Origin of the sequence: Methylophaga sp. UBA3603 (genome assembly GCF_002375335.1) — a bacterium.
Lineage (GTDB): Bacteria > Pseudomonadota > Gammaproteobacteria > Nitrosococcales > Methylophagaceae > Methylophaga.
The window spans coordinates 157957-172943 of the sequence record NZ_DFMC01000010.1; the positions used below are offsets into that span (position 1 = coordinate 157957).

Consider the following 14987-nt stretch of genomic DNA (forward strand, 5'->3'; position numbering starts at 1 on the left):
TCAAAGCCCACTATGATACCGCAATCGCAAGCTGACGTAATCTTTGCTGATTGGCAGGATGAATTAAGTCATGCCATTAAAAACCCAACAGTCTTGCTGCAAATGCTGGGGCTGGAGAATCGTCTGCAAGCGATTGATACCGAGAGCTTAAAAAACTTCCCGCTGCGGGTGACGCAAAGTTATATCAATAAAATGCATTATGGTGATGCCAATGACCCTCTGTTACGTCAGGTTTTCCCGCTAATTGATGAAAATATTGAGGTCGAAGGTTTTTCAGCGGATCCGGTGGGGGATTATCTGGCAATCAGCTCACCCGGTATTTTGCATAAATATCAGGGCCGGGCATTATTGCTGACAACCGGAGCCTGTGCCATTCATTGCCGTTACTGTTTTCGCCGGCACTTCCCTTATAGCGAAAGTAATCCGTTAGCCAGTCAGTGGCAACAATCGGTCGCTGCATTGCAAAGTGATAACAGCATTCGGGAAGTGATTTTCAGTGGCGGCGATCCATTGGCATTAACCGATAAAAAATTAGCGGCCATGGTGGAAGACTTGCAGAAAATCCCACATATCAAACGGCTGCGAATTCATACACGGCTGCCATTAGTGCTGCCAAAACGGGTTAGCAAAAGCTTATTAAACTGGATTAGCAGCTCTTCATTACGGGTGGTGATGGTCATTCATGCCAATCATGCCAATGAAATTGATGCTGAAACTGCTGAGGCGCTATTGCAGTTACGCAATGCCGGTTGTGAACTACTCAATCAAGCCGTTTTATTACGTGGTGTGAATGATCATGCGGACAGCTTAGTGGCACTTAGTGAGAGGTTGAGCGAGGTTCAGGTAGTGCCTTATTACCTGCATTTACTCGATAAAGTAAAAGGGGCCAGTCATTTTGATGTAGCTGAACAGCAAGGAATAGAGCTCATTGCTGCCATGCGTCGCGAATTACCTGGCTACCTTGTGCCGCGGCTGGTGCGCGAGCAACAAGGTGAAACCAGTAAAACCATTATTGCTTAGACGCTTTTTTCCGTTCAGACATCGGGATATATTCACGCTGTTCATGACCAACATAAATTTGTGTTGGACGATAAATACGGTTATTGGAAATCTGTTCACGCCAATGAGCCAGCCAACCGGCTGAGCGAGCGACTGCAAACAATGCGGTGAACTGATCTTCTGGAATGCCCATTTCTGAGTAAAGAATACCGGAGTAGAAATCCACATTCGGATACACGCCTTTATGGCCCAGACGATCCACACAGACTTCTTCCAGTTTCATCGCCGTAGCAAACATCTTATCAAGTGAACCACCACGTTCTTCCACCAGCTTGGTCACCAGCTTGTGTAGGATGGTGGCACGTGGATCTTTGACCTTATATTCACGATGCCCCATGCCCCAGATAACTTCTTTGTTGGCGAGTTTTTTATCGACCCAGGCTTCAACATTTTCTGGTGAACCAATTTCCTGCAGCATGCCAACTACACGCTGATTGGCTCCACCATGTAATGGACCCGAAAGCGTACCAATCGCTGCTGAAATAACGCTGTAAGGTGATGCTAATGTTGAACCGGCAACCAAGGCTGCAAAGGTTGAGGCATTCAAAGTATGTTCAGCATGCAGAATCAGGCAGACGTCCATAATCCGCGCCATCAGGCTGTCCGGTTCTTTACCGGTAAACATATACAGCAGGTTTTCCGCCACGGATAAATCATCACGCGGATTAATGGGATCATAACCTTGGCGCATGTGTTCCCACATGGCGACCAAAGGTGCCATCTGCGCAATAATATTAACCGTCATATTGCGGACATAATCGATATCTTTACAGCTTTCGGCATCGGTCAGACATTCTGTGCCCGGATAGAACATGCCCAAACTGCAAACCGCTGTTTGCAACATATCCATCGGATGACCGGTATGCGGGAAATGACGCATCATTTCACGAATATGATATTTGATGCGATAGCTGCTGCGCAGCTGTTTGGAAAAGCGATTTAAAGCTGCTTTAGTGGGGAGTTCGCCATCCAGAAGCAATAACGTGGTTTCTTCAAAAGTACTGTTGGTTGCCAGTGTTTCCAGTGGATAACCACGGTAACTAAGGATGCCTTTTTCGCCATCAATAAATGAAATGGCTGACTTCGTGGCAGGCACACCTTCCAGGCCGGGTAAAAAATCGCTCATCTACTACCTCGTGTTTAAATCCAGCTGGTGGAGTTATTGAAATTGGGGGTCATTATACTGCAATGGGACAAGACCGAAACCCCGCGCTATCGGTAGCAGATTTCGCCTTCTCAAATCTATTTATCCATCACGACTAATATATCGTTGCTTTGGAAAATCTAGCCTAACGTATCAGCCCAGATGTTTTCGGCCCAACCCTGAGCATAACGACCTTCCTGTTCACTGGCCGTCTCGGAAACTCCACCACTGGGGTGAGGAACCATATCCTGACTGTTTTTATCATAACGATAAACCGCGGCAACATGTCCTGCTTGCCGTCCATCGACAAAACTGTAGCAGGTATTGCTAAATATAGGTTGTTGCTCTGGTAATTCATCACGCAACAAAGCTATAACTGCAGCGACACACACTTTAGCCTGCTGGTTAGCTATATGTGCAGATTTCGGTAGTTTGGCGGCCACCGCATCACCTATCACATGCACTCGTTCAACCGCTGTGGACTCGTAGGTCAGAAAGTCTACGTCACACCAGCGATTATCAACATTAATCACGCCAGCCATTGCAGCCACCGCACCAGCTTTCTGTGGTGGGATGACGTTTAATACATCTGCCTGATAACGGTCAAAAAAGCTCTCAACCTCCAGATTGGCCACATTGACCGACTCAAGCGGGTTCATTGGCTGATACTCAATTAAACCATCATATTGCTGTTGCCACGCTTCGGTAAATAAGGCTTTTTTAGAGACAATATCCGGGTTGGCATCCAGTATTAGTAGTTTGCCGGTAGGATTATGCTGTTTAAGATGCAACGCAATCTGACAAGCACGCTCATAAGGCCCAGGAGGACAGCGGAAAGGTGCTGCCGGAACCGTCATTATCACCACTCCGCCCTGCCGCATCGACTTAAGCTGATTGGCTAATAACAAAGTCTGCTCACCCGCTTTCCAGGCATGGGGAACATGTTCCTGAGCTTCAGCCGTAGCAAGGATAGGCAGCTGGTCATAAATAAAACTGACGCCGGGGGCAATAATCAATCGGTCATAGTCCACTCGGCTTTCATCTGCCAGCCAGAGTTGGCGGTTTTCAGTATCAACGGCGATAACTTCGGATTGTACAAAGCGAATAGCCTTATCTGTCTGTAAGGCACTGTAGTTATGAGTAAGCTGTGACAGGTTGCGACTGCCGCTAAGCACCAGATTGCTCTGAGGGCAGGAGATAAACTGACGGTTTTTTTCTATCAACGTGATATCAAGTTCTGGCGCCCACATTGCCAGATATCGCGCTGCAGTGGCTCCAGCAAACCCACCACCAATAACTACGACTTTCTGTTTTTGATGACGAAAACAAGCAGTAGATAATCCCAATGGCAGGGCTGCCATAGCCGATAAATAAGCTGCATTTTTTAACACTTGTCGACGCTTGATAGTCATATCAGAGCACTCAGCTGTTAATAATTATTGACTCAAGAGACTTTTTCACCCTGAGCCTGCAGATCGGCATGATAAGACGATCGCACCATTGGTCCACTGGCCACATGTTCAAAGCCCATTTCCTTACCTGCTACTGCCAGCTCGTCGAACTCTGCTGGAGTGACAAAACGCTCAACTGCCAGATGATGCCTGCTAGGTTGCAGATACTGACCCAGCGTCAGCATCCGACAACCATGATCGCGTAAATCCTGCATCACCTGTTTAACTTCATCGATGCTTTCACCCAAACCGAGCATCAGGCCAGATTTAGTGGGCACTTCAGGATGCATTTGCTGAAAGCGCTGAATCAGATCTAATGACCATTGATAATCCGAGCCAGGTCGAACGGCTTTGTAGAGTCTGGGGATACTTTCCAGATTGTGATTAAAAATATCCGGTGGATTATCCGCCAGTATCTCCAGCGCCACATCCATACGACCACGAAAATCAGGCACCAGCACTTCAATACGGGTTTGTGGCGATTGCTGACGAATTTCACTGATGCAGCGGCTGAAATGGGCAGCGCCACCATCACGTAAATCATCACGATCGACCGAGGTCACCACTACATGTTTGAGCTGCATGGCGGCAATGGTTTTTGCCAGATGATTCGGTTCATTCTCATCTAATGCATCAGGACGACCATGCGCCACATCACAGAAAGGGCAACGTCGGGTACAAATATTGCCCATGATCAGAAATGTCGCCGTACCGTGGGCAAAACACTCCCCAAGATTGGGACAGGACGCTTCTTCACACACGGTGTGCAAATCATGATCACGCAACATTTGTTTGATGCGCTGTACTTCAGGTGCACCTTGTGATTTGGCACGAATCCATTCCGGTTTGCGCTTAGGATCACTAGGAACGATTTTTATGGGAATACGCGCGACTTTAGAGGCACCTTTAAGCGCTTTTACATCACGTTTTACCGGTTCAACCGTGTCAGTCATGTGTTGTTACCTTGTTGCATGTGTGCGAGAAAAACAGACACAAATTGTTGTTTTACTGAGGCCATATCGACCGTTGCACCTAATGTTTTCATATCGGTCATTTGCATGCCTGCGTAACCACAGGGATTGATATCGGCAAATGGCTGTAAATCCATATCAATGTTTAAACTCAGGCCATGATAACAGGCGCCGCGTTTGACCCGTAATCCCAGTGAAGCAATTTTCGCTTCGCCACAGTACACTCCAGGGGCATCTTTACGAGCATATGCGTCAATCTTATGCTCGTCCAGCATGGCAATAACCGTGTTTTCCATACAACTGATCATATTGCGTACGCCCATGCCGAAACGACGTAAATCAATTAATGGATAAACGATTAATTGTCCCGGACCATGGTAGGTTATTTGACCACCACGATCAGTTCGTACCATCGGAATTGTATTTTGTCTCAGCAGATGACCGTCCTGACCATTAAACCCCTGAGTGTAAACATGATAATGTTCTAATAACCACAGTTCATCTTCGGTGTGATTATCACGTTGCTGCGTGAACTGCTGCATGGCTAGCAGGGTTGGTTGATAATCCCGTAGGCCGAGATCCTGTATCTTCATCAGAGCACGTATTTAACGGCATCGTGACTACTGAGTTCCTGATAGATAGCGTCCAGTTGTTTTTTACTGGTCGCCTCAATAACCACGGTGATGGAAGTATATTTGCCCCCTGAGCTCTGTCTACTGGTGACAGCTCCTTCAGTAATATCACCAGCATGCTTGCGGACGATTTCCACCACAATATTATCCAACTGCGGGTGGGTTTCTCCCATTGCCTTTACCGGATATTCACAGGGAAATTCCAGTAACGTCTCTTCGCCGTTTGATTCACTCATCAGATTACCTCTTGTTTATAGCGCTGAAACAAGATGTCCATTTGTTGCCACACGGGGCCGGGTTTACCATTACCAACGATTTCACCATCCAATAAGGTCACTGGCACCACTTCTTTGGTTGAACTGCTGATCCAGATCTCATCCGCATTTCGCAGAGCTGATTCACTGATGGCTCTTTCATGTAGCGGCATATCATTTTGCGCCGCCAGCTCAATAATCAGATCACGGGTAATGCCAGGCAATACTTTTTCATCTTTTGGCGCAGTAAAGATGACACCGTCGATGACCACATACGCATTACTGGCTGAACCCTCGGTCAGATAATTATCGCGGAGCAATAACGCTTCCTGTGCACCAGCATCCTGCGCCAACTGTTTCATCAGACTGTTTGCCAGCAAGGTAATTGCTTTAATATCGCAACGCATCCAGCGAATATCGGCTGTGGTAATGGCCTTGATACCATCCGTCTTCCAGCTATCGGCAACCGGATGCAGCGGATTACTCATCAGAAACACACTAGGTGCCACACCAATCGGAAAGATATGATCTCTTGGTGCTACGCCCCGGGTGACCTGCAAATACAACGACTGATCGCCCGCATTATTCCGGGCGATCAAATCATTAATAATGCCGGTCCATTGCGCATCTGAAAACGGGTTTTCGATCCGTACGCCGTCCAGACTATTCTGCAATCGCTGCAGGTGCCTATCGAGTAAAAAAGCGCTTCCGGCATACACCGGAATCACTTCATAAATGCCATCACCTAATAAATATCCGCGGTCATACACAGAGACCTGAGCTTTATCAGCGGGGATAAATTCGCCGTTAAGATAAACTATTGCCACGAAACATTAACCCCAGATAAGCATCAACAAACTGTCGAGGATTCGTCTCCACCAGCTGCCTTTTTCAACCTCTTCCACAGCCACCAGTTTACGAGTGGCAACCACTTCATCGCCCAAACGGATTTCCACCTCTCCCAGCTCAGTGCCTTTGGCAACTGGAGCGACAACAGGCTGTTGGATATTGGTTGAGGCCTGCAAGTCTTTATAACGTCCGCGAGGAACCGTAATAGATAATGGCTGTCCCAGACCCAGATTCAACTGATCAGTTTGCCCCTTCCAAACCTTGGTTTGAGTAATCGCCTCATCTGCCGCATAAAGCTGATGCGTTTCAAAGAAACGGAAACCAAAATTAAACATTTTTTGGATTTCCTGGGCTCGTGCATTTTCACTTGCCGTGCCAAGAACCACAGCAATCAGGCGCATACCATCACGCTTTGCTGATGCAGATAAGCAGTATCCAGCCTCTTCGGTGTGACCGGTTTTCAATCCATCAACCGTATTATCACGCCATAACAATTTATTACGATTGTGCTGAGTAATACCGTTGTAGGTATATTCCTTTTCTGCATACCATTGGTAATGTTCGGGATAATCCCGGATTAAGGCTGCTGAAAGGATCGCAATATCATGCGCCGTGGTGTAATGCTCTGGTCCCGGCAAACCGGTGGCATTTTGATAGTTGGTATTGACCATACCCAGTTTCTGAGCATATTGATTCATCATCTGGGCAAACACTTCTTCGCTACCCGCAACATGTTCAGCCAGCGCTACAGCAGCATCATTACCTGATTGCACGATCATGCCTCGCAACAGGGCTTCCACGGTTACCTTAGTGTTCACCTCAATAAAGCTGCGTGAGCCAATCATGCGCCAGGCTTTTTCACTGATTAATACTTCATCATCAAGTTTAATATTGCCATCGTGGATTTCCTGGGAAACCACATAAGAGGTCATTAATTTGGTAATGCTGGCCGGTGGCAGACGCTCATCTGCATTTTCGGACATTAAAATATGTCCGCTATCGTAATCCTGCAAAATATGGGCAGTACCCGCAATTGAGGGTGCTGTAGGATTCGGCGTGATCATTCCCGCCGAACTGATAGTGGCGACACTGAAAAGTAGCCCTGCCAGGCTCATTTTGAAAATTTTAATCATTTAGTTACTCTCAATAAAAAACAGTTATTCCTTGATAAGCCGGGTATCAGAAAAACCTAATCCCATTAGTTGATTAGCGATCCTATCGCTATATTCAACACTTTCAAGTGGGCCAATCCGAACCCGGTATAAGGGAGTTTGAACACGTTCAACAGATGAAATATGAACTCGCTCTTGAATCTGTTGTTGAACTTGTTGCTTTATCTGTTCTGCCCTGCTTAATGTGCTGAATGCTCCTATTTGCAGAAACAGTCCGACTTTCCCCATTGTTGTGGTTTGGGTTGAAACAGCATTTGCTGTGGGTGTTACATTGGCGACTACATCTTTTTTAGCGGTAGTAGACGCAACGACATTCTTACTGCTGATTGCCCTTACTTCAACCTGGCCAGTACCTTTATCAATAATACCCAGCTTGGTTGCGGCGCTATAGGATAAATCTATCAATCGATCATCATGAAACGGTCCACGATCATTAATTTTTACCACGACCTTGCGTCCATTCTCCAGGTTGATGACTTCAGCATAACTTGGTAAAGGTAATGTTTTATGAGCAGCCGTCATCGCATACATATCGTAAGGCTCACCACTGGAGGTGCGTCTGCCATGAAACTTTGTACCGTACCAGGATGCTTTGCCACGCTCTACATAATTTTCACTACTGGCAAGTGTGTAATATCTTCTGCCGAACACTTCATATGAAGCTGGATTACCATATTTACTTCTTGGTTCATCACGTGGGACTGCATCCGGGATTTTCGAAACATCCGGTTTTACTTTTGGTGCAGAATCCTGTTGTTCAGTCACGGTTCCACAGGACCAAAGCCCCGTCAGCATTATCGATAAAGTTAAATACTTAACTACACGCTGTTTCATTTTACAGACTCATAACCATCACGAATCGCTTCTGACAATTGGATAACAGCCATGGCATACATACGGCTGTGATTGTAACGGGTTATCGCATAAAAATTTTGCCGGCCTAACCATAGCTCTTCACCATCGGGCTGGGTCAGGCTGAAAACGGTAATCGCATCTTCACCCTCGGGTAATTTATCGGTGCTCAAACCGGATTTTCTTAACTCTTCACGCGTTACGGTAGGCTTCAATCCGCGATCAATCAAATCCTGTGGCAGATCATTACCTTCGTACTTTGTAGCATGCACAATGTTTTCGCCTGGCTGCCAGCCGTGACGACGCAGATAATTCGCGATACTGCCGATAGCATCCGTTGGATTATTCCAGATATCACGGTGGCCATCATTATCAAAATCGACAGCATATTCACGAAAACTGCTAGGCATAAATTGTCCCAGCCCCATGGCCCCGGCATAAGAACCAATCGGTTCCAGTTGAGACATCTCCTCTTCGCGAGTCAGGATTAAAAAGTTTTTCAATTCCGAGCGGAAAAAAGTGCTACGCGGAGGGTAACAAAAGGCCAGAGTAGATAAGGCATCCAGAACCCGGAAACTGCCCATGTTGCCGCCAAAACGGGTTTCTACACCGAGAATAGCCAGGATTATTTCAGCAGGTACACCCAATTCTTTTTCAGCTCTTTCTAACGTATCGGCATGTTTTTTCCAATAAGCTACACCCGCATTAATACGTGCCTGATCGAGGAAAATCTCGCGATATTCATACCACGGCTTACTTTTCTCAGCAGGTCTGGAAATAGCTTTAAGAATGCTATCTTTGACTTCAACCTCAGCAAACAGGTTTTCCAGTTCGGCTCTGTCAAACGCATGTTCTTCAACCATTTCATCAATAAATTTATCCACATCCGGTAGTTCAGGATTGGCAAATGCTGGCGTCATTATCAGGCTTAACAGTGTAGCGGTAATGTGTTTCTTCACGGTGACATCATCCTCCGATGAGTGTGTATGGACATCAGGATACCGAAGCCTGCCAGCAAGGTCACCATGGATGTACCTCCATAGCTGATCAGTGGCAGCGGCACCCCGACAACAGGTAAAAGACCAGTAACCATTCCTACATTTACAAAAACATAGACCAGAAATGTAATGGCAATACTGCCCGCCAATAATTTCATGTAACTCAATTGCGCTTGAGCAGCTATATAGAGGCCTCTCGCAGTAATTAACAGATAAACTGTAATCAACAGTGTCAAACCAATCAGACCAAATTCTTCTGCAATCACCGCAAAAATAAAATCGGTGGAGCGTTCCGGTAAAAACTCCAGATGCGACTGCGTCCCCTGTAGCCAGCCACGACCTTGTAACCCACCCGATCCAATCGCAATCTTCGATTGAATAATATGATAGCCGGCACCTAGTGGGTCCGACTCAGGGTTAAATAAGGTCATCACCCGGCGTCGCTGATAGTCATGCATGAAGTACCATAATACCGGCGCAGCTGCAGCGGCCAGAGCTAGAAAACTCATGATCAATCGCCAGGAAACACCCGACAGAAAAACCACTATCAACCCCGAACTGGCAATTAACAATGCCGTTCCCAGATCTGGCTGTTTGGCAATTAACAAGGCTGGAACAGCAATCATCACCAGTGCAAAAAACATTCTGACAAAGCTGGGCGGTAATGGTCTATCTGCCAGATAAACGGCTACTACCAAAGGCACCGCCAGCTTCATAATCTCAGATGGTTGAAAGCGGAAAAAACCCAAATCAAGCCAACGCTGAGCGCCTTTTCCTATCGTGCCAAACAATAAAACAGCAATCAGCATTAGCAGTCCGACTGCATAAATCCAAAACGCAACATCTTTGAATCGATCGGGATGTATCTGCGCCAGAAGAATCATCACCGTTATGGCGATTGCCATTCTGACTCCCTGACGTAGCAATAAACCAATGTCTTCACCGCCACTGCTATATAGCACGACAGAACTGAACAGCAGCAGCGTCAGGATGCCCAATATTAATAAGCCATCCAGGTGCACACGTTGCAATCCTGAGCGCCACTGAAATCCGGGCACCCGTCGTCTGTCCTGCAGCAAACCGCTCATCGCTCTGGGCGACTGTCTTACCTCATTCCGTAACTGGCTCATCAGTCTCAATTCCAAAATATACATCGATAAGCTTACGTGCAATTGGAGCGGCTGTGGCACTGCCACTTCCCCCATTTTCTACGACTACTGCAATCGCTATTTCAGGATCATCCGCCGGGGCAAAAGCCACAAAAAGCGCATGATCATGTAATTTTTTGGCCAGTAACTCCTCATCATACTTAGCATCCTTGGCTATTCCGAATACTTGTGCTGTGCCTGTTTTCCCTGCAATCTGGAATGGTAAATCTGTTCCAATATGTCTTGCCGTACCACGTTTGCCGTGGACCACTTCAACCATCGCTTCGATTACCGACTGCCAATGACTGGAATTTTGTATCGGTAAACTGTCAGCCTGTTGCACACCCAACAACTGCATACCTTCGTCATTATCCGCTTTGGTAGCGCGAACCAGTTGGGGGGTATAAACCGTTCCCATCATTCCAAGCGTTGCGGTTGCATGAGCCAGTTGAATTGGCGTCATCTGATTAAATCCCTGCCCTATCCCCGATATCAGCGTTTCACCGGGATACCAGGCCTGATTGCGCTGATTACGCTTCCACTCTCTGGAAGGAGACAAACCTTTACTCTCACCAGGAATATCGACACCTGTCTGATGACCAAAACCAAACAAATCCAGAAAGCCATGTAACCGATCAATCCCAATTGCATGTGCTAAATCATAAAAATACACGTCACAGGATTCGGCCATCGCACTTTTCAGATCAACGTGACCATGTCCTATGCGTTTCCAGCAGCGGTACCGATGAGAATTGCCTGGTAATGAATAAAAACCAGGGCAAAATGTTCGGCTTTGCTGGGTCACGACATTTAACTCCAAACCCGCCAGAGCAACAAAGGGTTTGAATGTCGATCCCGGGGGATAATGACCGCGCAATGCACGATTAAACAGGGGTTGATCGATGGAGTCACGCAATTCTGCATACTCTTTGACGCTAATGCCGTTCACGAAAGAGTTTGGATCGTAATCCGGTTTGCTGACCAAGGCTAACACACCACCGTTTTTTGTATCGAGTACGACAACAGAGCCATTATATTCACCCAATGCTTCTGCGGCCGCCTGCTGCAGGTTAATATCAAGATGCAAATACAGATCCTGTCCTGCAGTGGCCGGTTCACTGAAAAGTTCTCTAACGGTGCGCCCCTGCACATTGGTTTCAACCTGACGATACCCTACTGTGCCATGCAGAAAATCTTCGTATTGTTTTTCAACACCGGTTTTACCTATCTGCAGTGTACCTTTGTAATTTTGTCGATCAATAACCTGTGTTTCCTGCTGATTGATACGACCGACATAACCCACCGCATGAGCAAAAAGCGGTCCCTGCGGATAATGCCGTATCAACCGGCCTACCACATCAACACCCGGGAAACGATGACGATTAACTGAAAACAATGCGACTTCTTTCTGAGTCAGCTGGTTACGAACCACTATTTCTTCGAAGGCTCGATGACGTTTACGGCGTTCATTAAACGCATCAATATCTTCAGCGGTTAGTGATAACAGCTCAGCCAATTCGGCAATTGTTTGATCCACATTCTTTACTTTCTCCGGGATCAACTCGAGACTGAATGTCGGAATATTTTCGGCCAGTAACACACCATTACGATCGTAAATCAAGCCGCGTTGAGGCGCTAACGGCTCAATATCCACCCGATTGCGATTGGAAAGTGAATCAAAGTGTTCAAATTCGACAATCTGCAGCATCACCAAGCGAAAAATAATGATGCCAAACAACACTAGCGAAAAAAGCCCGGCGAATATCAGTCGGTTACTGACCAATCGACTTTCACGAAAATGGTCTTTGAGCCTGTGCCGGGGATCGATCACAATCAACTCACCTGAAAACTACGACGTATTTTCCTTAATACGGCATACACAAAGGGCCAGACCAGTGTACTGGTCAGTACGGTCAACCAGTGGTTCCAACTGAAGGTGATCGGCGCACTCAGCATCACGATAAAATGCACCAGAGAAACCAGGGACAATATTGTAAAAGCCTGTTGCCAAAGAGGATATTGACGAATTTGCAAATGTAAACGCCCAACCAGATAAATCACCAGTGCATAGGCAAATGCATGAATCCCCAGAATACCTCCGGTGACCACATCCATCACCAATCCGGTAAACCAGGCAACGCCAATGCTGACCCGTTGTGGTAAAGCCATTGCCCAGTAAATCAGCGTGATAGCAACCCATTCCGGACGTGCATATCGAAGCGTATCTGGCAGTGGCACCAGCATTAATAAAATGGCGAATAACAAGGTAATGTATATGACACTGCTATGCTGTGACTTCACCAGAACCATCAGTTACTTTCCTCCGATGGCGTCACTGGCGCATCCACTGCAGGCTGTTCTTCCAATGCAGGCTGTTCTTCCACTGCAGGTAAATCACTTTCTTCAATTTGCAAAGGATATGTAATACCGAAATCAATTTTTTCACCCGGCAGTACCAACATGACTTCTCGACTGGTTGCCAACCGAGCAGCTGGACTAACGCTAATTTCGGCAAAAGATTTTCCCTGAGGGAAGTTTACTGAGATCACCTTTCCAACGGGGTAACCAACCGGGAAACGCCCCCCCAGGCCCGAGGTTACCAATAGATCTCCAACGCGCACATCGGCATTGTGCGGTAAAAACTCCATCTGTAAATTTTCTCCTAGACCCCGCCCAGTGACCACAGCGCGTAAGCCATTTCTGACAATCTGTACTGGAATACTGTGGCTGGGGTCGGTTAACAACACGACGCGGCTGGAAAACTGGCTGACTTCCGCCACCTGTCCCATGACACCTAGAGAATCGAGTACTGGCTGCCCTTCATAGACGCCAAAGGTTTCACCTTTATCGATGATGACATGCTGATAAAAAGGATCTAAGTCGACACTGAGCAGTTCGGCAACCTGCACCCGTTCCTGTAGACGAAATGATGAACCAAGCAATTCTCGCAAGCGCATGTTTTCACTTTCCAGCGCCTGCATTTTTTGCATCCGCACACTATTAGTGAGGTTTTGTGCTTCAAGCTTCATGATTTTCTCACGCAGTTGCCGATGGCCCTGAAAAAAATCAGTAAACCATGTGGTGAAATCGTCTGGCATAGAGGCGAGTTTCTGTACAGGATAAACAGCCGTAGACAGGGTCATCCTGACGGGCTTGAAATAATCCAGTCGTGTATCCAGAAAATACAATAACAACGATGCGACTACTGCAAGCAGCATCCGAGTATTTAATGAAGGTGTTTGGGCAAATAACGGTTTAATGGCTCAGTTCCGAAAATGAAAAGACCTTCACAAATAACCTTGCTATTTGTAAAGGTCAAATACCTACTTCAATCTGACTGAAGACTATTCAAACGTAAATACGTCGCTCCCGCGTTCGTCAATAAGTTCTAATGCTCGACCACCCCCTCTGGCAACACAGGTCAGCGGGTCTTCTGCGACAATGGCTGGCAAGCCGGTTTCTTCCATTAACAGGCGATCCAGGTCTCTTAGTAACGCACCACCACCCGTCAGCACGATGCCTCGTTCAGCAACGTCAGCACCCAGTTCCGGCGGTGTCTGTTCCAGCGCAGTTTTCACTGCAGCGACAATACCGGCTAATGGATCCTGCAACGCTTCCAGTATTTCATTACTGTTCAGTGTGAAACTCCGGGGGATTCCTTCTGCCAGATTACGTCCACGTACTTCCATTTCTCGGACTTCGTTTCCAGGATAGGCAGAACCGATTTCTTTTTTGATCTTTTCAGCAGTGGCTTCACCAATCAATGTGCCGTAATTCCGACGGACATAATTGACAATCGCCTCATCGAACAAATCACCACCAATTCGCACTGAAGCTGAATAAACAATACCGTTCAGTGAGATAATCGCGACTTCAGTGGTGCCACCACCAATATCCAGCACCATCGAGCCGCTGGCTTCTTCTACCGGCATACCGGCACCAATGGCCGCTGCCATCGGTTCTTCAATCAAAAATACATCACGCGCACCGGCGCCGGCAGCAGATTCACGAATTGCCCGACGTTCGACTTGTGTTGAGCCGCAGGGTACGCAGACCAAAACGCGCGGACTTGGTTTTAAAAAGCGACCTTCATGCACCTTGCGAATAAAATGCTGCAACATTTTTTCAGTAACAGTGAAATCGGCTATAACACCATCTTTCAATGGACGTATCGCAGTGATATTGCCAGGAGTACGCCCTAACATTCTTTTAGCTTCTGCACCTACCGCGGCGATCGAGCGAGGGCCGCCTGGCCCCTTATCCTGTCGAATTGCGACTACTGAAGGTTCATCCAAAACGATGCCCCGGCCGCGCACATAAATCAGCGTATTAGCTGTACCCAGATCGATAGACAGATCGTTAGAGAAGATCCCACGTAAACGTTCAAACATTGAAGAAACCACATCCGGAAGAGGTAAAATGGATACTTTAGCAATGCTCAGGTCTGTTGGGCAAGC

15 protein-coding genes are annotated in these 14987 nt (G+C 47.0%); 1 reads left to right on the top strand and 14 read right to left on the bottom strand.

Translation table 11 applies throughout. The features are described 5' to 3' along the window. Positions 1–12: 12 nt before the first annotated feature. Positions 13–1020: an EF-P beta-lysylation protein EpmB gene (gene epmB, locus B4F66_RS11540; RefSeq protein ID WP_292353783.1), complete on the top strand. Its 1008-nt coding sequence runs from the start codon at positions 13–15 to the stop codon at positions 1018–1020. On the opposite strand, the gene B4F66_RS11545 is transcribed toward epmB, so the two are convergent. The 14 genes from B4F66_RS11545 to B4F66_RS11610 all read right to left on the bottom strand — a co-directional run bounded on the left by B4F66_RS11545 (position 1010) and on the right by B4F66_RS11610 (position 14921). After that, positions 1010–2185, bottom strand: a complete 1176-nt coding sequence (locus B4F66_RS11545) for a citrate synthase (RefSeq protein WP_292353781.1) — start codon at positions 2183–2185, stop codon at positions 1010–1012. The genes epmB and B4F66_RS11545 overlap by 11 nt on opposite strands. 158 nt (positions 2186–2343) lie before the next feature. Beyond that, entirely contained in the window at positions 2344–3615 is a 1272-nt protein-coding gene (locus B4F66_RS11550) for an NAD(P)/FAD-dependent oxidoreductase (RefSeq protein ID WP_292353778.1), read from the bottom strand. A 32-nt stretch (positions 3616–3647) separates the two neighbouring features. After that, a complete protein-coding gene (gene lipA / locus B4F66_RS11555; protein ID WP_292353776.1) occupies positions 3648–4607 on the bottom strand; it encodes a lipoyl synthase in 960 nt (319 codons plus the stop codon). Next, the gene (gene lipB / locus B4F66_RS11560) at positions 4604–5218 is read right to left on the bottom strand and encodes a lipoyl(octanoyl) transferase LipB (RefSeq protein WP_292353774.1); all 615 of its coding nucleotides are present in this window, start codon (positions 5216–5218) and stop codon (positions 4604–4606) included. The genes lipA and lipB overlap by 4 nt, the downstream gene beginning before the upstream one ends. Continuing rightward, complete coding sequence (locus B4F66_RS11565) at positions 5218–5493, bottom strand: HP0495 family protein (RefSeq protein ID WP_292353773.1); 276 nt, start codon at positions 5491–5493, stop codon at positions 5218–5220. Before B4F66_RS11565 ends, lipB begins: the two co-directional genes overlap by 1 nt. Further along, positions 5493–6338: a D-amino-acid transaminase gene (gene dat, locus B4F66_RS11570; protein WP_292353771.1), complete on the bottom strand. Its 846-nt coding sequence runs from the start codon at positions 6336–6338 to the stop codon at positions 5493–5495. Before dat ends, B4F66_RS11565 begins: the two co-directional genes overlap by 1 nt. Positions 6339–6344: 6 nt before the next feature. Continuing rightward, positions 6345–7493: a D-alanyl-D-alanine carboxypeptidase family protein gene (locus B4F66_RS11575; protein WP_292353769.1), complete on the bottom strand. Its 1149-nt coding sequence runs from the start codon at positions 7491–7493 to the stop codon at positions 6345–6347. A gap of 24 nt (positions 7494–7517) precedes the next feature. Then, positions 7518–8366 (bottom strand): septal ring lytic transglycosylase RlpA family protein, encoded by an 849-nt coding sequence (locus tag B4F66_RS11580; RefSeq protein ID WP_292353768.1) that lies wholly within the window; start codon positions 8364–8366, stop codon positions 7518–7520. Further along, positions 8363–9343: a lytic murein transglycosylase B gene (gene mltB, locus B4F66_RS11585; protein ID WP_292353766.1), complete on the bottom strand. Its 981-nt coding sequence runs from the start codon at positions 9341–9343 to the stop codon at positions 8363–8365. Before mltB ends, B4F66_RS11580 begins: the two co-directional genes overlap by 4 nt. Continuing rightward, positions 9340–10470, bottom strand: a complete 1131-nt coding sequence (gene rodA, locus B4F66_RS11590) for a rod shape-determining protein RodA (protein WP_292354105.1) — start codon at positions 10468–10470, stop codon at positions 9340–9342. The genes mltB and rodA overlap by 4 nt, the downstream gene beginning before the upstream one ends. Positions 10471–10492: 22 nt before the next feature. Continuing rightward, positions 10493–12361, bottom strand: coding sequence for a penicillin-binding protein 2 (mrdA, locus tag B4F66_RS11595; protein WP_292353763.1), 1869 nt, complete (start codon positions 12359–12361; stop codon positions 10493–10495). 2 nt (positions 12362–12363) lie between these two features. Continuing rightward, positions 12364–12840, bottom strand: coding sequence for a rod shape-determining protein MreD (gene mreD, locus B4F66_RS11600; protein WP_292353761.1), 477 nt, complete (start codon positions 12838–12840; stop codon positions 12364–12366). Next, entirely contained in the window at positions 12840–13790 is a 951-nt protein-coding gene (mreC, locus tag B4F66_RS11605; RefSeq protein ID WP_292354103.1) for a rod shape-determining protein MreC, read from the bottom strand. The genes mreD and mreC overlap by 1 nt, the downstream gene beginning before the upstream one ends. 84 nt (positions 13791–13874) lie before the next feature. Next, the gene (locus B4F66_RS11610) at positions 13875–14921 is read right to left on the bottom strand and encodes a rod shape-determining protein (RefSeq protein ID WP_041354692.1); all 1047 of its coding nucleotides are present in this window, start codon (positions 14919–14921) and stop codon (positions 13875–13877) included. Positions 14922–14987 lie beyond the last annotated feature (66 nt).

Bases quoted from the DNA above. Each gene is read 5' to 3' on its own strand.
- lipA (WP_292353776.1), bottom strand. From the start codon at position 4,607: ATGACTGACACGGTTGAACCGGTAAAACGTGATGTAAAAGCGCTTAAA.
- B4F66_RS11565 (WP_292353773.1), bottom strand. From the start codon at position 5,493: ATGAGTGAATCAAACGGCGAAGAGACGTTACTGGAATTTCCCTGTGAA.
- B4F66_RS11550 (WP_292353778.1), bottom strand. From the start codon at position 3,615: ATGACTATCAAGCGTCGACAAGTGTTAAAAAATGCAGCTTATTTATCG.
- B4F66_RS11610 (WP_041354692.1), bottom strand. From the start codon at position 14,921: ATGTTTGAACGTTTACGTGGGATCTTCTCTAACGATCTGTCTATCGAT.
- rodA (WP_292354105.1), bottom strand. From the start codon at position 10,470: ATGAGCGGTTTGCTGCAGGACAGACGACGGGTGCCCGGATTTCAGTGG.
- B4F66_RS11545 (WP_292353781.1), bottom strand. From the start codon at position 2,185: ATGAGCGATTTTTTACCCGGCCTGGAAGGTGTGCCTGCCACGAAGTCA.
- lipB (WP_292353774.1), bottom strand. From the start codon at position 5,218: ATGAAGATACAGGATCTCGGCCTACGGGATTATCAACCAACCCTGCTA.
- epmB (WP_292353783.1), top strand. From the start codon at position 13: ATGATACCGCAATCGCAAGCTGACGTAATCTTTGCTGATTGGCAGGAT.
- B4F66_RS11575 (WP_292353769.1), bottom strand. From the start codon at position 7,493: ATGATTAAAATTTTCAAAATGAGCCTGGCAGGGCTACTTTTCAGTGTC.
- mreD (WP_292353761.1), bottom strand. From the start codon at position 12,840: ATGGTTCTGGTGAAGTCACAGCATAGCAGTGTCATATACATTACCTTG.
- B4F66_RS11580 (WP_292353768.1), bottom strand. From the start codon at position 8,366: ATGAAACAGCGTGTAGTTAAGTATTTAACTTTATCGATAATGCTGACG.